A 17989-nucleotide genomic window follows, 5' to 3' on the forward strand; every position below is an offset into this window, starting at 1 on the left:
CTAGTGTAAAATTATTCGTCCTTTTTAGATGGAACCAAGAATACGTCCATCAGGCCTTCCGGCAGTTGCATTTTAATGAATCTTTCTTCTCTGTTTACTTCAAGAACCCAATCTTTGATTAATGGAATAACGATTTCTCTTCCCTCAAACCCAAGGATGAAGTAGTTTTGTGCTGTCTGATCATTTACAGATCGTATAACACCGCATTCGTTACCATTTTCATCAAGAATATCATAACCTATAACTTCATGATAATAGAATTGTTTTCCTGAAAGCTTAGGCAGTGTAGTCAATGGAAGGTAAACACTTTTACCTAAAACCTGGTCTACTATTGCTTCAGAGGAGTTTTTGAATGCAAGATTCAGAGCATCTAGTTTGCTCCATGATGATTTTTCAATAAAAAATGGAACCAATAATCCGTTGATTTCAACGAATATTGATTCCAATTTATTGTAAAGCTCGGGTTGGTCGGTATCTAATTTAAGGATAACGTTACCCGCAAGTCCGTGTCTGCGTGTGATTTTTCCTAAAAAATAGCAATCTTCTTTACGCATAACAGGAAATGTTCTTAAGCTTCAGTGTTTTCTTCAGTTTCAGCAGCAGGAGCTTCTCCTTCTGTAGCTTCAACAACTTCTTCAGCAGGTGCGTTTGCAGCCTCTTCAGCAGCTTTAGCATCAGCCTCAGCTTGTGCAGCAGCAGCTACTCTAGCTTCGTTTACTTTTACTTCAGCTTCTAAAGCAGCTTTCTTAGCATCAGCTTTAGCAGTAGCTAAACCTTCTACTTTACCTTGAACTTTAGATTCTTTAGATTCTAACCAAGCATTGAATCTTTTTTCAGCTTCAGCTTGATCAAAAGCACCTTTAGCTACACCACCTTGTAAGTGTTTTTTGTAAAGAGCACCTTTGTAAGAAAGAATAGCTCTAGCAGTATCAGTTGGCTGAGCACCGTTGTTTAACCACTTTACAGCAGAGTCAACGTTCAATTCGATAGTTGCTGGGTTAGTAATTGGGTTGTAAGTTCCTAGTTTCTCGATGAATCTACCATCTCTTCTAGCTCTAGAATCTGCAACCACGATGTGGAAAAAAGGTTTTCCTTTTTTACCGTGTCTTTGTAATCTGATTTTTACTGACATAATGTTTGAATTTTACGGGAACTCGTCCCAGTTAAATATTTAAGAGTGCAAAGATATACAAAAATTATGATTGAACAATGAATTAATATAACAATTTATCAATCTAGCAGTATAACACTATTTTGTCTTCCCATTTAGAGTTTATCATTGTTACATTGATCAACTTTTACATTGTTGCATTAATCTAATTTTCCCATATAAAAAAGTCCCAGACACTTTTGATTTTCTTCAATTGTTAGAGACTCTTTCAAAGCATTAACAATTGAAGGAGAACTCCAATAGCAACCGATATTATTTGCCGTACAGCTTAGATACATGTTTTGAACAGCCATTGAAGTAGCTGCAATTTCTTCCCATTCAGGAAGCATTCCGCTGAAATTGACAACAATGGAAACAACAACATTGGCTTTGTTGATTTTAAAACCGATGTCATTGTATTTTTTTTCCAGAAAAAGTTGTTCGGGCTGGGTTGCTTTATAGATAGCCTGCATTTCTGAAGCTAATTGTGCCTTTTCTTCACCTTTGAATATTTTAAAACGCCAAGGTTTTGTACGTTTATGATTGGGAGCTAAAGTTGCTGAATGTAGAATTTCATCAATAACTTCCTGAGAAATTTCCGTGTCTGTATAGTCCTTTGGAAAAATACTTCTTCTCTCCTCTATTATTTCTTTTAAAACTGTTGCTTTATTCATAGAAACAAAATTACGAAAAAGTTGAGAGTTTATTTACCGTTACCAGCTCAACTTACAACCTAAAGTCTGCTCTACAGCACCTCCACTACTTTCTGATGAATCTTATTTAGGGTAAACTCATCTCCTGCCCTCATCCCCATCAATTTTTTAGCCATGGGACTTTCAGGAGAAATGGCATAAAACCGGTCACCCTCGAAGAAAAACTCACCCAATGAAACAGAAATATAAAAACGGGCCTTATTGGTAATCACCAAAGAACCTAGCTGAACTCTTTCGGTAGCTGTATTCAGGACTTTGGCCATATTTTTTTTAAGATCGTTCAAGGCTCCAAGCTGGCGTTGCATCTGGTAGATTTCCTCCTGCATTTCCTCCCTCATACTGTCATACTTTGGAGTCTTTTTGATGTCACGGCTTGCTTCCTGGGTAAATTCTATAAAATTTTTAAGCTTCTCAATTTTCTCTGCAATAGTAATGTTTACAAAGTCCCTGATACCACTTTTTTCAAATACAATCTTCTCCATAAATCGATTCTTTATATAAAGATAATATTTTTTAGAATAATGAGTTCTGGCTTAACATAAAATAAATCTTTTACAATATCTAAAAATAATGTTTAGATTTGGTTCCTTAAAAAACTAAAATCATGTTTAAAGCACCATTTTCATTTGACGGAAGAATCAGAAGAACAGAATACGGACTGTCATACCTTATTTATTTGGTATTTTCTGTACCGTTCAATTTTTACTTTCAAACCAATCAAGAACCATCAGGAATGGTTATTTTATTTTTCGTTGTTCTCCTTATCCCATTTCTTTGGTTTCTTCTTGCGCAGGGTGCAAAAAGATGCCACGATAGAGGAAACTCCGGTTGGTTCCAATTAATTCCTTTTTACGGTTTGTGGATGTTATTTGCAGACAGCGATCACGGTTCAAACCAATATGGACCCAATCCTAAGGGGCAAGGAAACTTTGATCCCATTAGCGAAATTGGCAAAAAAGAATTGTAATAAAAAAGCCTTGTATCATTTTACAAGGCTTTCTGTTTATTTTTCTGATAGTTTTTTTAGGTCATCAAGCCCCTGTCCAAACATTTTATCCATATTACGGTCCATCATAGGTTTCATTACCTTCATCATGGTATTTAATTCATTATCAATCTTCCATGTCACCTTTGTTCCGCTACCCTCGGGAGTCAGGACAAAAGTTCCTTTGGCATTTCCATCAAAAGGTTGAATAAAATGAAGCTTAGTGACCAATTTTTCATTAGGTACAGTTTCGGTGATGGATTGCTCTCCCTCACTGTCATCTCCTTTCCAATGATAAGAATCTCCCATTTTATCTCCCTCTCCGGAATAGGTAATAGTAATGTTCTTTATTTCCTTCGAAAAAGGATCCCACATATTATATCCCTTTAAGGAACCTACATATTGCCATACCTTTTCCTTTGGAGCATTGATGACAACGGATTTTTCATAATGATAATCTTTACTGAAAGCCAGAATGGCGATTACAGCGTATACAATAATCAACAGAATGATTATTCCTATAATCTTTAAGAGTGTTTTCATAGTCTATATATTTAAGGTTATTTATTTTAAATATGATTACTGAATCTGTTCTCAAAATTAAATATTCCGACATCGCCTGCTCTTTCCATATGACAAGATTATTTAAAGTTAATGCATTTTTGTCATAACTTGGTATCCGGGCATCATTTTTGTGCCTTTCAGCTATGATTCTTTGATGAATCGTTACATTTACTTTAACTAAAAATCGAAAAATGAATATTTTAACAGAAAAATTTAACACTCCATATCATTCAGCACCATTCGGTGACATTAAAAATGAAGATTATCTTCCTGCTTTTAAAGAATTAATTCAAAAATCTGAAGAAGAAATCAATGCTATTGTTAACAATTCTGACGCTCCAACTTTTGAAAATGTTATTGAAGCATTAGCCTATTCTGGTGAGCAATTGGATGTAGTTTCCAATATATTTTTCAATTTAAATTCTGCGGAAACCAGTGATCAGCTTCAACAGATTGCTCAGGAAGTTTCTCCAATTTTAACGGAATATTCTTCAAAAATCTCTCAAAATGAAGCCCTTTTCAATAAAATCAAAAAAGTATATGATGAAAAGGAAAAATATAACCTTAATGAAGAGCAGGCAATGCTTTTGAATGAAACCTACAAGGGTTTTGTAAGAAGCGGAGCGCTATTGAATGAGGAAGACAAGGAAAAACTAAAGAAAATCAGCATGGATCTTTCTTTAAAATCCCTGCAATTCGGACAAAATGTACTGGCTTCTACCAATGCTTATTTTAAACATATTACCAATAAAGAGCAATTAGCAGGAATTCCGGAGGCTATCATCGAGCAATATGCAGAAGAAGCTAAAGAGAGAAATCTTGAGGGCTGGGTAGTTACCCTGCAATATCCAAGCTATATCCCTTTCATGACCTATGCCGAAAACCGTGACCTGAGAAAGGAACTGGCATTGGCTAATGGTAAAAAGTCTTTTGACGGTGGAGAATTTGACAATCAAAATCTTATTAAAGAAATTCTTCATTTAAAACAACAGAAAGCTGAGCTTTTAGGATATAAGGATTATGCAGACTTTGTTCTTGAGGAAAGAATGGCTAAATCTCCGGTAAAGGTTTTTGACTTTTTGAATGAGCTTTTAACCAAGGCAAAACCTTACGCTGCTAAAGAGATTGAAGAATTAAAATCCTTAGCCAAAGCTGACGGAATTGAGGAAGCACAAGGCTACGACCACGCCTTCTATGCTGAAAAACTTCGTAAAGAAAAGTACGATTTTAATGATGAGGAATTGAAACCATACTTCCCATTGGATCAAGTTCAGGAAGCTGTTTTTGGATTATCCGGAAAACTGTTTGGATTGACTTTTGAGGAAAGAAATGATATTCCGAAATACCATGAAGATGTAAAAGTATATGAGGTAAAAGAGAACGGAACTTACAAGTCTTTATTATATGTTGATTATTTCCCAAGAAAAGGGAAAAGAGCCGGAGCATGGATGACCAGTTACAAGAACCAGTACAAGCAAAATGGTGAAAATTCTCGCCCACACATCTCTATCGTTTGCAATTTCAGCAAACCTACCAAGGATACTCCTAGTTTATTAACTTTCCAGGAAGTGACAACTTTGTTCCATGAATTTGGTCATGCTCTTCACGGAATGATGGCGGATACTCAATACCCAAATCTTTCGGGAACATCTGTAAAATGGGATTTTGTGGAACTGCCTTCCCAGTTTTTAGAAAACTTCTGCTACGAACCAGAGTTCCTAAAAACTTTTGCCAAACATTATAAAACAGGAGATGTACTTCCTGACGAAAAAATTGAAAAAATTGAGCAGTCCAAAAACTTCATGGAGGGATATCAGACACTAAGACAAATCAGTTTTGGACTCCTGGATATGAACTATCATACAAAAGTGGCAGAGCTTGAAAATGAAAGCGTGAAAGCATTTGAAGATAAATATACCAAGGCCACAGCACTTTATCCTACTAATCCGGAAACAGCAATGAGTCCAAGTTTTTCACATATTTTCCAGGGTGGATATTCTGCGGGATATTATTCTTACAAATGGGCGGAAGTTCTGGATGCTGATGCGTTCCAATATTTTAAGGAAAACGGAATCTTTAATCCTGAAATTGCAGCTAAATACAAAGTGCTTCTTTCTTCAGGAGGAACCAAGGATCCGATGGAATTATACAAAAATTTCAGAGGGAGTGAGCCTAAAGTGGAGAGTTTGTTGAAAAGAGCATTTGGATAAGAAAACATTAAAATATACTTCAAAAATAAATGAGTAACATACCTCAAAGACTTGAAAACGTTAAAAAACTCCAGGCAAAAAGATGGCAGAATGAAGATCATTGGGATACATTAAACGATCTTCTCGTTAAAGAATTGGATGAAATTTTGCTTATTGAACCTGAGAATACGTCTGCGTTAATCAACATTGGTGCAATTTATTCTGATATGGGAGAAAATGAGAAAGCTTTGTATTATTTAAAAAAGGCTCTAAACCTGGGATCGGAAGATAAAAACCTGTTTGTAAATCTGGCAATTGTTATGATTTATATGGAGAAACATCAGGCAGAATATTTAGAATATCTAGAAGAATCTGAAAGTAAAGTTGAAAACCCTCTTACTTTTAAAGCTTATTTTGATCCCCAATCTCATTAAAACGAATTGGATCATTTACATTTAAACTATGATAGAAAAATTAAACAAACTAGAAGCAGCTTTTAAGGAGACTCTAAAGGCTGCTCTTACTCATATCGATTCTGAAAAGATTGATGAAATATTGGACAACAGAGAGTCACCTGAGTTTTTAGATCCATGGATGGAAGCCTATCACGCCATTGGTGAAAGAACAGTTGGTCAAGAAATACAAGATAAGATTGCTGATATTCGAAAGGATATTTTTGTAACAATATTCAGAATTACGCAAGCAACAAGTTTACCTGCCTATATTTCTGATGATTTTGAATTAATTTCTTCTTATTGTCTTCACAATCTTGAAAACAAATGGGTAAATAATTTACTTTTCGCCTATCTCAATCATAAGATTCCACAGGGAAATCTCCTTATGAAAACAGATAAAACGATGAAAGAATTACTTCAGTAAGCAGAGAAAGCTGAAAGAGATTCATTCTATTCATTTTTATCTTTAAGCTGTAAAGAGAGGCCTAGGATTTGCAAGGAATAATGGGAGTAAGAATATTCAAAAATTATGCAAAGTTAATGACATCGATCAACTGAAAATCAATATCTTTAAAATAATAATTTATTCAATTTTTAAAATCTTTAAACCATGTTACTAGCCATTTTACTTCCTTTTCTCTCTTTTATCATCCGAGGAAAGGTACTTACCGGAATCATTTGCCTGATCTTACAGATTACTTTAATAGGCTGGCTTCCTGCGGCAATTTGGGCTGTTTTATCTTTAAACAATGAAAGAGCCGATAACCGAAATAAAGAATTAATTCGTGCGATGCGCCAAAATCAAAGGTAAAGCTACTTTTGATTATAAAAATTTATCAATCCTTTATCCACATAAAGGATTTTTTGTTTTTAAGAGTTTTTCAGTTTATAGTTGTAATTTTATCTTCCTTTATTTATTATTGAGAGCCAATATTAAAACAACAGCAAATCTCCTTATCCTATGAAAGAAAATAAATACGATAACCCGTCTTTTTTTGACCAGTACGAAAAAATGCTTCGGTCCCAGTTGGGATTGGAAGGAGCTGGAGAATGGCATGCTCTGAAACATATGCTACCAGATTTTACAGGAAAAAAAATCCTTGATCTTGGCTGTGGCTTTGGATGGCACTGTCGTTATGCAATGGAAAACGGTGCAAAATCCGTCATTGGAATAGATCTTTCAGAAAAAATGCTGACTAAGGCAAGAGAAATCAATAGCCTTGAGGGAATTCAATATGAAAGAAAAGCCTTGGAGGACGTTAGCTATCCTACTGAGCAGTTTGATCTTGTTTTAAGTTCTCTGACCCTGCATTATGTAGAATCCTTTGATACCATTGCTCAAAATATTTATCAATGGCTAACTTCAGGAGGGCACTTTGTCTTCTCAGTAGAACATCCTGTATTTACGGCTGAGGGAAGCCAGGACTGGGTGTATGATAAAAATGGTGATAAAACATGTTGGCCAGTTGATCGATATTTTATTGAGGGAAAAAGAAATACTACATTTCTGGGAGAAAATGTTATCAAATATCATAGAACATTAACTTCTTATTTGAATACTTTACTAAAGCATGGTTTCAAAATCCTTGAAATTATTGAACCTGAACCCAGCCAGGAAATGCTAAAAGAAATTCCTGAAATGAAAGATGAGCTTCGCAGACCGATGATGCTATTGATCTCTGTAGAAAAATAAAATAACCCTTTTCTAATGTTTAAAAACAGGTGTATACCATATACTGAACAGCGCTGAAGAGTTTACCTATGATATGGATGGCATCTGAAAAATATCAATGGAACTCCGGACCGCGAACATGGTGGAAATATATTTGGTTTTAAAAGCATGGGCATCTACATTCCCGGTGAAGATATTTACGTCATAGGATTAAGTAATTGTAATTGTCACTCTCCCACTGATATTACCAGAAATATTGCCCAAATTACCTTAGACGAATTAAGAACCTCAGCAAGGAAGACATAAAATAAGAAACCTTCTAGATTATATTTTTCTCTTAGGAAGAACATAATCCGGCACCTTAGCAACAGCAGTTATGGAAAAAACTAAACAAAAAATATTAATCAGTACAGCTATTGAAAAAGCCTTATGATAATCTTCTACTAAAGGTTTTTCTCCCAGAAAATAATAAAAAACACTTCCAATGGCTACAATGCCAATGATAGCAGCAATCTGTTGAAATGTATTATAAACACCTGATGCATTTCCCATCAGCTTTTCCGACATACCTGATAAAGCAATATTCGCTAGTGAAGGAATGATGGAGCCTACCCCTACTCCATGTAAGAACAGCAGTACACATAAAAGATAAAAGTCTGCTTGAATTCTGAAAAATACAACCTGAAGAAAAAGAATCACAATAATAAATCCCAGCCCTACAATCAAAGCCCTTTTCCCATATTTTAAAATTAATTTTATAGAAAAAACAGAAGCCAATATAAATCCTAATCCCTGGAAAACAATCACTTCTCCTGCGCTCAATGGACTCATCTTTAATCCGTCCTGAAAAAACAGAGAAAGAATATAAAAATAGGAATCGAGCATAATAAAAAAGAAAGAAACCGCTATAATTCCCAGATTAAAATTTTTATATTGAAACAATTCAAAATCAATTAAGTAGGACCTTTTTTTCTTCAGCTTATCTTTCTGATTTTTTATAAAGTAAATTAAAATACAGACAGAAATAGCAACCAGCAATAAATTTTGAACAGTAAAACCTTCTTTTTCGGAAGCCGTCAATGCATACGTAGCACCAAAGAGTCCTGCAGACAATACGAATACCCCCCAAGTATCAAAAGATTGTCTGACCTCCATCTTTGACTCATCCAATTGTTTTAAACTATAATAAACAGCAAGAAGACAAATAGGAATATTGATTAGAAAAATAAGTCTCCAAGACTCTTCAAATACCGTTAATGATGAAAAATAACCTCCTAAAAATTGTCCCAAAATAGTTCCTATTCCGATCGTAATTCCGTACCATCCCATTGCCTTTGTCCGTTCTTCATGCTTAGGAAATAAAGTCTGTATCATTGAAAGTACCTGCGGTGCCATCATCGCAGCACTTACTCCCTGTATAAATCTTGAAATAATAAGCTGAGCTGCTCCCGATGAAATCCCACATGCTATGGAGCTTACCATAAAAAATATCAACCCGATAATGAAAGTTCTTTTACGGCCATATAAGTCTCCTAACCTCCCGCCGGTAATCAAAAAGGAAGCAAAGCCAATAAGATAAGCCGCTATAATAAACTGCATTTCTCCATTAGAAGCATGAATACTCTGTTGTATAGACGGAATGGATACGTTAATGATAAATATATCCATTATAGTTAGGAATTGCCCAAAAAGTATAACAATTAATTTCAGATAGTTATGTTTCATTTTTATATAGATATATCTATTTTTAAATATTAAAAAAAATTAAGGTAGTAAGCCCTTAATCATTTTTTTCACCTGATCGAAAGAATCATTTTTTTTACTAATTGTAGAGGTAACAACAGCACCTTCTATCAACAGGAAAATATGATCTGCCATTAAACTGCTATCTTCTAACTGCTGCTTATCACTGTATTCTGTTATGATGCCACGGATCACTTCTTTTTGCTTATCCTTGTGTTTTTTCACAAAATCTGAAACTACAGTATTTCCATCCCCTATTTCAGAGATAATTTTGATGAAATGACATCCTGCAAACCTGGAAGATTGCTGTAGTTTTTTCCGGTAATCAATCACCGCAATGATTTTTTCCTTTGGTTCCTGAATATTGGCAATACTATTTTCAAAGCCCTCAAACCAATCTTTCTCTTCTTTAATCAAATAGGCCTGAAGAAGATCATTTTTGGAGGAGAAATGATTGTACAGTGAGCCAATCGCTATATCAGCTTCAGCAATAATCTGATTGATTCCCGTAGAATTGTATCCCTGCTTATAAAAGAGATCAGAGGCAACCCTGATGATTCTGTCGTGAACTTTTTCTTTTTTCATTCCAAAAATTTTTACAAATCTACACAAAAAATAGATAAGTCTATCTATTTTTAGATTGATAAAAAATTGTATTTTTAAATTAGGATAAAAAAATAATCTTTAAACAATAAAAGGCAAGCCATGTTCAACTTATTTAACAAGAAAAAAAATAAAGCTAATATTCACTCTATAACTATTCCAGATCAGGGATGGAATAAATTATCTGAAGACGGAGATGCCATCAGATGGGTAAATCCACAGCAGTCGGCCCTTATCGTTTTGCATTTTTTTGATAAAGAGCCTGATCTTCCTACCGTAAAGGATCTGGATTACCTGAAAAAATTTTACAGAAATATTGCAGCATCTTCCAATGGGGGTACGGTAGAAACAGATATTCTTCATATTCATGATATCCCCACGGTAAAAACTATTATTAAAATTCCTCAAAAGGAAACAGGAATGGTGTATATCGCATCGATAACTATTCCGTTTGAAGATTGCAGCTATGTTGTAAAAATTCAGGCCAATGAAATTGGTGTTACGGGAATGAGAGATGCAGCTATTCTGAACAGATTAATGGAAACCGGCGAGGTAGAAATAGGTGAGGAAAACATCATTAATTGGTTTGAAGACCCCTATGATCCGGACTTTAAACAAGGAACTCCCATGAATAAGTCTGAACTGGAAAAATATGACCATGAATTTCCGGAACATCCTCTTTCAATAGCAAGATCCCTGATTAAGAAAATAGCTACCGAAATAGTATTTCAACCAGTCATAAAGGAACTTCCGTCATTTAAAAAATAGTAACCAGCCGCAGAAAACCATTCCTACGAATATTATGAGTAATACTAACCCCGTTGTATATTTCGAGATTCCCGTTAATGATCTGGAACGCGCCGAAAAATTCTATTCTGCTGTTTTTAATTTTAGTTTTGATAAGGAGATTATTGATCATTATGAAATGGCTTTATTTCCTTTTGAGGAAAAAAACAGCGGCATAACAGGCGCTTTGGCCAAGGGAGATGTGTATAAACCATCAAAAAACGGGGTTATTATTTACTTTAAAACAGAAAACATTGAGACTACTTTAAACCAAGTCATTCAGCACGGAGGAAAGATACTCTATCCAAAGAAAATTGATGAGAAATATGATTTTGCTGTAGCTGAATTTGAAGATTCTGAGGGAAACAGAATTGCTTTGCATCAAACTCTTTAACTCAATGAAAGTGAGAATTAAAATTTTTAAAACTTATAATTTTCCTTTCCATTCTATACATAATACTTTTTAGAAGAAGTCTCGGTATATTTTGTATCTTTAATTACCATTTTACAAAAATTATTTGGTCAATAGACATGGCAGAAGAACTTTATTTCATCAAAACCAATCCTAATATTGCTAAAATTAATTTGTACAATAAGCTCTGCCGTGAAGAAGAAAATATCCTAACCTTTCTGCAACCTAATGGAAAAGCTAACCTTGAAATCATTAAGGACAAAGTAAAAGACTCTGTAGAAGAGCTTACCAAGGAAGAACTGTTAAGTATTTTTTCCTGGTTCAGTAAAATGTATCATTCTGACGATGAGGAAATAAAAACTCAGTTGTTCATCCATGGTATAGATCTTTTTTATGAAATTCCCTCTACCAATCATGTAGAAAACTTTCTGCAGATTCTGTCCAATTATGAAAAACTATTTCAGCAAGATCTTAATTATATTGTCAATGCCCAGAATTTTAATCAGTTCCTGGTCTACGGAATCTTTTTAACAGAAATAATCAACAAGGAACAGGGTAAAGAAAATATTCTGTATGACTATCTGAAATCTGATTATGAATCTTTATATGTCCTTGCCGAAAAACAATCAAAATTAGAAAGTTTTGAAAAAAATGATAGTGCGAATCTGCAACATTATTTCAGTGATTTGTACGATTTAACCAAGTTTTATAAAGGCTCCATTATCCAGCTTTAGTTCAATATCTACATCTCTTTTAAAAGTTCAGGATTATTCATCAGATAGTCTAGAGCTTCTTTTACTGCCTGTTCGGGATTTTTAGGATTAAATCCAAGTTCATTTCTAGCCTTTGAAATATCAAAATTTTGCTGTAACCCTGAAAACATGGCAATATCTTTTCTGGTCAGTACCGGAGCTTTTCCGCTTAGCTTTGCGGAAAATTCCATCATACCTGCAATCGCAAACAGAATTCCTTTGGGAACAGAGTTGGGAACATTTAATTTAAGTTCAGGATAAAGTTTATTGGCTAAAATGGTAGTATCTGTAATGGTCATGCATTTTTCATTAGCCAGAATATACCGTTCTCCCGGGCGTCCTTTTTGGGCTGCAAGATAACATCCCTCAGCAACATCTTTTACATCTATCCAGTTTAGGGTAATTTTAGTGTCTACCGGAATTTTCTTATTCAAAATAAGCTTCAGTACTCCATAGGAAACATTTAAAGGTAAAGAAGCCTCACTTCCTATCATAGCTGATGGCATCACTGAAACGAGTTCTACTCCAAGCTTTTTGGCCCATTCAAAAGCAAGTTTTTCACCATCATTTTTAGAATTATAATACATATCCCTGCGATCAGGATTGTACCCATTACTTTCTTTGGTTGGTAAGCTGGAATAATCTAAAGCAGCAATAGAGCTTACATACACAATTTTCTTTACTCCTGCTTCTGCCGCTGCTTCAATTGTATTTCGGGTACCATTAATATTTACATCGTAGATCTCTTTTTTGGGGTCCTTAGCCCATAATTTAAAAGAAGCTCCTACTGCATAAAATGTCTCTACCCCTTTCAGCGCTTTTACAAATGATGTTTTATCTGTAATATCTGCCTGTACCAAATCACAGTCTAGATTCTCAAAAGGTTTTTTATTATTAATATTCCGTACTGTTGCCCGTACCGGAATGCCTTTTTTCAATAAAAATCTGACCAGATTATTTCCCAAATGTCCGTTAGCTCCTGAAACGAGGCTTAAATTATTATTTGTCATTGCATTGATTTTAATGCAGCAAAGTTCATCCTCCTGTCTTTGAAACCACTTGACTTTTGTTAGTTAATTATTTTTCTTCTGATTCTACTCAGGCTTTCCGGTTTCATTCCCAAAAAAGAAGCAATATACTGAATGGGAACATTCTGAATAATTTCAGGATAATCCTTTATAAGTTTAAGATAGCGTTCTTCTGCACTCAGAACGGAAAGTTCTCTGGAACGATTTTCATTGTAAGCAATTGACTGCTGGAAAACAGAAATGCTAAAGTCTTTCATCGTCTGGCTTTCCCTGACCAGATTATCCAGGTCTTTCTTGGTAATCCTTAAAAGTTCACAGTCTGTAATGCATTCTACATAATCTTCAGATATTGTCTCATTGATAAAATGAGAATAAGAAGTAAAAAATCCGGGTGGACAGTTGATATGGGTGGTTACTTCATTTCCGTTCTGATCCGTATAAAATAGCCTGAGATACCCTGAAACAATATAATAAAGATAACCGGGTATTTTTCCTGCTTCTTCAATTATTGAATTTCTGGAAAACTTCACCGGCTCAAAATACCGTTTGACAGCTTCTGTTTCTTCCTGACTAAAATTATGCTCGGAACCAATATACTGTAACAGCTTGTCATGCATTGAAATGGATATTTTACTTGTATTACAAAAGTAGTCAAAAGAAAAATCAGTGTCGGTTTCCAAAACATATTTTTTCACAAGATCATGTAATATCCTTTAATTTTTAATTGTCTTGTATAAAAACGAAACATGAACCGAAGGATTATTCTTCTTATAAGTCTTATCTCCACTTCTTTTATTTATGCTCAAAGTGTTGAAGGAACCGTTACCGACAAAGCTAATAAACCGGCCTCCGAAACTGAAGTACTGATCACAAAAGACAATGCTAAATTTTCTGCTATCACGGACGAAAAGGGAGCTTTTAAAATTCCTCTAAAAGAAAACGGAAATTACTTGCTTGAAGTCATAAAAGATGGAGTAAAAACCAATAGTGAAAATATTACAGTAAAGGGTAATGCAAAAAAAGACATTCAGATTAAGGATGAACCTGTTGTACAGAAAGTAGAAGGGGTAACAGTTACTGTAAAGAAAAAATTATTTGAAAGAAAAGTAGATCGTTTAGTCTTCAATGTGGAAAACTCTGTTGCCTCCCAAGGAATTGACGCAATAGAAGCTTTAGCCAAAACACCCATGGTAAAAACCAGTGATGAAGCAATAAGCATTGCCGGTAAAAGCAACGTTGCTGTTATGATTAATGACCGATTACTGAACCTGAATGGGCAGGAACTTATCAACTATCTGAAAACCCTTCGTTCTGATGATATTCTTAAAATTGAAGTAATCACCACTCCACCGGCAAAGTATGATGCAGAAGGAAAAAGTGGACTGATTAATATTATTTTGAAAAAGAACGCCAATCTTGGCTGGAATGGTTCTCTTCAGACTTCCGGAAATTATTTTTGGGGGAAGCCAACAGTTTCTGCCAGAAGTGGGGCTACTTTTAATTATCAGGGAGAAAAGCTTTCTTTAAGTACCAATCTTTCTGTTGGAGATAATTATTGGCAATACAATACTTACAGTAATATGGTAGGTATTACAAACAATAATTTCTGGAACAGAGACAGTGATAACCTCAATAATTACAAATACAAAAGCGGAAATATAAAGGCTGAATACAAGATCAATGATAAGAACGTTGCAGGATTTAACTATAATTACTCGCACAGCAATCCTTGGGAAAGGAGTGAAAATACTTCAACCAGATTCAATGATAAAGGCTTGGTGAATATTGTTTCCAACTTCAGCAATAGAAACAGCAGGGATGTACACAATGCAACGGCATTTTATGAAGCAAAGATAGACAGTATGGGTGGTAAATTGAATCTGACTGCCAATATGATGCTTAACAATTCCAATGGAAAGAACTTCTCTAATACCCTTAGTCCTGAAACAGTCTACACGATGGCTAACCCTATCAGTAAATACAGAATCTATTCTGGGCAGGCTGATCTGGAAAAAACCTTTGGCAAAATCAAAACAGAATCGGGTATAAAGTATACGAAGATCAAAAATGATTCTGAATTTAATTTCTTTGATATTAAAAACGGACAATATAATCTTAACACGGATAGAACCAATATATTCCTGTATAATGAAGAAAACTATGCCGCTTACTTTTCCACCAATTTTAAAATTAATGACAAGTGGGATGCAAAAGCCGGACTTCGCTACGAATACACGACACTGGAAGGAGTTTCTATGAATGATGATACTTCTGCAAACATCAAGTATGGTAAGTTTTTCCCTACCGCCTATTTAAGTTATAAACCGAACGAAAACCATTCATTTTCATTGAATTATTCTCGTAGAATTTCACGTCCGTATTTTGGTAACCTGAATCCATTTAAATACTTCATCTCAAATTATGAGTATACTACCGGAAATCCTTATTTATTGCCATCGTTTTCCGATAATTTTGAACTTGGATATGTCTTAAATAACAACTTCAATGTCACTTTATACTACAATTATAATAAGGACAACTGGGACAGGATTCAAATGGTGGATGACAATTACAGATATACAGTTGCCAAGAATTTTTACAATGAAGATCAGGCAGGAATCAACATCAGTTACAACTACAACAAATTGAAATGGCTGGAGTCTAATGTTTTTGTAAATGGTTTTTATGCAAAATCAAAATCCTATGATCCTGCAATTACATCTACACCGGCTGGCTACAGTGCCAACATCAACATTGATAACAACTTCTTCCTTAATAAAGAAAAAACAGTAACCCTGATGCTTGGCCTATGGGGAAGTCTTCCTAACAGAAACGGAAACACCTATTATTATACCAATGCTTCATTATACACAGGAATGAAACTAAGTCTGATGGATAAAAAGCTTCTTGTGAATCTTTACCTTAATGATATTCTGAATACCAACCGTGAAAAAGGAATAGAATATTATCCAACCTACAATATAGATTATCAATACAAGGGAATTACAAGAAATATACACCTTTCTCTTACCTATAAATTCGGGAACAATAATGTGAAAGGTGCCACCAAGCAGGTCAAGTTTGAAGAATCCAACAGAGCAGGTGGAGGCAACAATTAATAATTCTATATAAAAAACAGGATAGAAACTATAACCCCGGCCGGCAGTTCCTTCATATAAGGTTCTGTCGGTTTTTTTATTACAAATTAAAAGTTCATTTCCCTAAACGTGAGATAACTTGATCTTAAAAATATAATATATCATCCCTCCTGTAAAATATGCCAATACATCAAAAATATCTCCTGTAAAAAGCTTCGATAGCCTTGGACAAAGGATTTCAAACAAAAAGGACAAATATACAACTGAAGTAAAAACAAATTTAAGATCAGGTTTCCACCGAAACCTCAGCAGAGAATTCATGATATATTCAATCAGATAACAATACATGGGAACAGTGATGAAATCTGTGAAATAATCATTAATGACAGGAAGATAAATGCTGTTCCGCCTTAGCTGGATGATGATAACCCAAACAGCCAGTGCTGATAAAAACCAATATGAAATTCTCTTTTTCATTACATGTGCAAGACTGCCATAATAAATCCGATGATAATCTGCAGAGCTTTTGCCATTATATCCTGTAGATCTGTTTCATTCTTTTTTTCGTTCTTTGGTGCTGCGTCGTAATCAAATTTTTGTTTTCCTTCCATTACAATACTATTTGATGTTACAAAGATATTAAATTAGAACAATTGTTCTAATTTTTGAAAATATGATTTAACACAGCTCTTATATTCTTATATTTGGATTATGAACACAAAAGAAAAAATACTGTCTAAAGCCTTGGAACTCTTTAATGAAAAGGGATACAATAATATCACCACGAGGCATATTGCGACAGAGCTTAGCATTAGCCCCGGAAATCTACATTATCATTTCAAGCATTCTGAAGACATTATCAAGATTCTTTTTGCCGAACTTACCCTGAAAATGGATGAGCTGCTGAATAGGATGAAAAAAATGGAGATCACAACATTGGAGGATCTTTATGCCTTCACCTTTTCCACCTGCGAAATTTTTTATTCCTATCGATTTATTTTCATCAATTTTGTAGATATTTTAAACAAAATTCCTGAGGTAAAATCTAGCTATGAACAGATTAATTTCAATAGAAAAGAAGAATTTCAAGTGATTTTTTCTGGTTTTCAGAAGAATAATATTTTCCAAAAAGATATTCCCAGCTTTATTGTAGATTGCCTTACGGAGCAGATCTTCATTATCGCAGACAATTGGCTTACCCACAACCGATTAATCTCAAAGCTTAGTAAAAAAGCAGCCATTCAGCATTATACACTTTTACAAATGAACCTCTTTTATCCTTTACTTAATAAGGACCAACAGAAACTTTATGAACAGCAATACATCAAATAACCCTAAGGTATCCATTAGAAACGGAAATAAAAACGATCTGAATGAAATACTTCTCCTTTTTCAGGAGACCATTGGAAATGTCTGCAAAAATGATTACACTCATGATCAGCTTGAGGCATGGAAATCCGGTGCAGAAAATAAGGAAAGATGGGAAAAAGTAATTGGTGATCAATTTATTTTAGTGGCAATATACAATCATCAAATTGTTGGTTTCTGTACCCTTGAGAAAGGAGATTATATCGATTTACTTTTTGTACACAAAGATTATCAACATAAGGGAATTGCTTCTCAGCTCTATCATCTGATCGAAAAGGAAGCAGTAAGACAAAATAAAAAATATCTGACAGCAGACGTCAGCAAAACAGCAAAATCTTTTTTTGAAAGAGTAGGTTTTGAGGTCATCAGAGAGCAAACAGTGAATGTAAAAGGGATTGATCTCACCAATTATAAAATGGAAAAGGAACTGATTTTATGATAAAAAACATATATGACCGTTCTGGTCAATTT

The 17989-nt window shown here is 34.5% G+C and carries 23 protein-coding genes; 12 read left to right on the plus strand and 11 right to left on the minus strand.

Annotation, left to right across the window (positions count from 1 at the left end; translation table 11 throughout):
• Positions 1–11 precede the first annotated feature (11 nt).
• The 4 genes from rimM to EG359_RS09625 form a co-directional block, all read right to left on the minus strand.
• Entirely contained in the window at positions 12–554 is a 543-nt protein-coding gene (gene rimM, locus EG359_RS09610) for a ribosome maturation factor RimM (protein WP_076352639.1), read from the minus strand.
• Positions 555–568: 14 nt separating this feature from the next.
• Positions 569–1132, minus strand: coding sequence for a 30S ribosomal protein S16 (locus EG359_RS09615; protein WP_076352640.1), 564 nt, complete (start codon positions 1130–1132; stop codon positions 569–571).
• Between the two features lie 179 nt (positions 1133–1311).
• Positions 1312–1824, minus strand: a complete 513-nt coding sequence (locus EG359_RS09620) for a nitroreductase family protein (RefSeq protein ID WP_076352641.1) — start codon at positions 1822–1824, stop codon at positions 1312–1314.
• A 71-nt stretch (positions 1825–1895) separates the two neighbouring features.
• Complete coding sequence (locus EG359_RS09625; RefSeq protein WP_076352642.1) at positions 1896–2345, minus strand: hypothetical protein; 450 nt, start codon at positions 2343–2345, stop codon at positions 1896–1898.
• 122 nt (positions 2346–2467) lie between these two features.
• On the opposite strand from EG359_RS09625, the gene EG359_RS09630 reads away from it, so the two are divergent.
• Positions 2468–2830, plus strand: a complete 363-nt coding sequence (locus tag EG359_RS09630) for a DUF805 domain-containing protein (protein WP_076352643.1) — start codon at positions 2468–2470, stop codon at positions 2828–2830.
• 36 nt (positions 2831–2866) lie between these two features.
• Here EG359_RS09630 and EG359_RS09635 read toward each other — a convergent pair whose 3' ends face one another.
• Entirely contained in the window at positions 2867–3391 is a 525-nt protein-coding gene (locus EG359_RS09635) for an SRPBCC family protein (protein ID WP_076352644.1), read from the minus strand.
• Positions 3392–3603: 212 nt separating this feature from the next.
• Here EG359_RS09635 and EG359_RS09640 point away from each other — a divergent pair, with 212 nt between their 5' ends.
• The 5 genes from EG359_RS09640 (at position 3604) to EG359_RS09660 (ending at position 7749) form a co-directional block, all read left to right on the plus strand.
• Positions 3604–5622 carry a M3 family metallopeptidase gene (locus EG359_RS09640; protein ID WP_076352645.1) on the plus strand — a complete coding sequence of 673 codons (2019 nt, stop codon included), beginning with the start codon at positions 3604–3606 and terminating at the stop codon, positions 5620–5622.
• 29 nt (positions 5623–5651) lie between these two features.
• Positions 5652–6035 (plus strand): tetratricopeptide repeat protein, encoded by a 384-nt coding sequence (locus tag EG359_RS09645; protein ID WP_076352646.1) that lies wholly within the window; start codon positions 5652–5654, stop codon positions 6033–6035.
• Positions 6036–6063: 28 nt separating this feature from the next.
• Positions 6064–6480 carry a hypothetical protein gene (locus EG359_RS09650; RefSeq protein ID WP_076352647.1) on the plus strand — a complete coding sequence of 139 codons (417 nt, stop codon included), beginning with the start codon at positions 6064–6066 and terminating at the stop codon, positions 6478–6480.
• Positions 6481–6666: 186 nt separating this feature from the next.
• On the plus strand, positions 6667–6867 hold the full coding sequence (locus EG359_RS09655) for a YqaE/Pmp3 family membrane protein (RefSeq protein ID WP_076352648.1): 201 nt from the start codon (positions 6667–6669) through the stop codon (positions 6865–6867).
• A gap of 150 nt (positions 6868–7017) precedes the next feature.
• Positions 7018–7749 (plus strand): class I SAM-dependent methyltransferase, encoded by a 732-nt coding sequence (locus EG359_RS09660; protein WP_076352649.1) that lies wholly within the window; start codon positions 7018–7020, stop codon positions 7747–7749.
• 303 nt (positions 7750–8052) lie between these two features.
• Here the strand turns inward: EG359_RS09660 and EG359_RS09670 are convergent, their stop codons facing one another.
• Together EG359_RS09670 and EG359_RS09675 are read right to left on the minus strand one after the other, a co-directional pair.
• On the minus strand, positions 8053–9396 hold the full coding sequence (locus tag EG359_RS09670; RefSeq protein WP_262707013.1) for an MFS transporter: 1344 nt from the start codon (positions 9394–9396) through the stop codon (positions 8053–8055).
• A 96-nt stretch (positions 9397–9492) separates the two neighbouring features.
• Complete coding sequence (locus EG359_RS09675) at positions 9493–10056, minus strand: TetR/AcrR family transcriptional regulator (RefSeq protein WP_076352651.1); 564 nt, start codon at positions 10054–10056, stop codon at positions 9493–9495.
• A 120-nt stretch (positions 10057–10176) separates the two neighbouring features.
• Between EG359_RS09675 and EG359_RS09680 the strand changes: the two genes are divergently transcribed.
• From EG359_RS09680 to EG359_RS09690, 3 genes are all read left to right on the plus strand, one after another.
• Positions 10177–10842, plus strand: coding sequence for a hypothetical protein (locus EG359_RS09680; RefSeq protein WP_076352652.1), 666 nt, complete (start codon positions 10177–10179; stop codon positions 10840–10842).
• 34 nt (positions 10843–10876) lie between these two features.
• On the plus strand, positions 10877–11254 hold the full coding sequence (locus tag EG359_RS09685) for a VOC family protein (RefSeq protein WP_076352653.1): 378 nt from the start codon (positions 10877–10879) through the stop codon (positions 11252–11254).
• Positions 11255–11391: 137 nt separating this feature from the next.
• Entirely contained in the window at positions 11392–12006 is a 615-nt protein-coding gene (locus EG359_RS09690) for a hypothetical protein (protein ID WP_076352654.1), read from the plus strand.
• An 8-nt stretch (positions 12007–12014) separates the two neighbouring features.
• On the opposite strand, the gene EG359_RS09695 is transcribed toward EG359_RS09690, so the two are convergent.
• Together EG359_RS09695 and EG359_RS09700 are read right to left on the minus strand one after the other, a co-directional pair.
• Entirely contained in the window at positions 12015–13034 is a 1020-nt protein-coding gene (locus EG359_RS09695) for an NAD-dependent epimerase/dehydratase family protein (protein WP_076352655.1), read from the minus strand.
• A 59-nt stretch (positions 13035–13093) separates the two neighbouring features.
• Complete coding sequence (locus EG359_RS09700) at positions 13094–13669, minus strand: Crp/Fnr family transcriptional regulator (protein WP_076352656.1); 576 nt, start codon at positions 13667–13669, stop codon at positions 13094–13096.
• Positions 13670–13798: 129 nt separating this feature from the next.
• Here EG359_RS09700 and EG359_RS09705 point away from each other — a divergent pair, with 129 nt between their 5' ends.
• Positions 13799–16171 carry an outer membrane beta-barrel family protein gene (locus tag EG359_RS09705; protein WP_076352657.1) on the plus strand — a complete coding sequence of 791 codons (2373 nt, stop codon included), beginning with the start codon at positions 13799–13801 and terminating at the stop codon, positions 16169–16171.
• A 102-nt stretch (positions 16172–16273) separates the two neighbouring features.
• On the opposite strand, the gene EG359_RS09710 is transcribed toward EG359_RS09705, so the two are convergent.
• Together EG359_RS09710 and EG359_RS22805 are read right to left on the minus strand one after the other, a co-directional pair.
• On the minus strand, positions 16274–16627 hold the full coding sequence (locus EG359_RS09710) for a hypothetical protein (RefSeq protein ID WP_076352658.1): 354 nt from the start codon (positions 16625–16627) through the stop codon (positions 16274–16276).
• Positions 16627–16761 carry a hypothetical protein gene (locus tag EG359_RS22805; RefSeq protein ID WP_262488027.1) on the minus strand — a complete coding sequence of 45 codons (135 nt, stop codon included), beginning with the start codon at positions 16759–16761 and terminating at the stop codon, positions 16627–16629. Before EG359_RS22805 ends, EG359_RS09710 begins: the two co-directional genes overlap by 1 nt.
• A gap of 100 nt (positions 16762–16861) precedes the next feature.
• Here EG359_RS22805 and EG359_RS09715 point away from each other — a divergent pair, with 100 nt between their 5' ends.
• On the plus strand, positions 16862–17482 hold the full coding sequence (locus tag EG359_RS09715; RefSeq protein ID WP_076352659.1) for a TetR/AcrR family transcriptional regulator: 621 nt from the start codon (positions 16862–16864) through the stop codon (positions 17480–17482).
• On the plus strand, positions 17460–17957 hold the full coding sequence (locus EG359_RS09720) for a GNAT family N-acetyltransferase (RefSeq protein ID WP_076352660.1): 498 nt from the start codon (positions 17460–17462) through the stop codon (positions 17955–17957). The genes EG359_RS09715 and EG359_RS09720 overlap by 23 nt, the downstream gene beginning before the upstream one ends.
• Positions 17958–17989 lie beyond the last annotated feature (32 nt).

Origin of the sequence: Chryseobacterium joostei (assembly GCF_003815775.1) — a bacterium.
Lineage (GTDB): Bacteria > Bacteroidota > Bacteroidia > Flavobacteriales > Weeksellaceae > Chryseobacterium > Chryseobacterium joostei.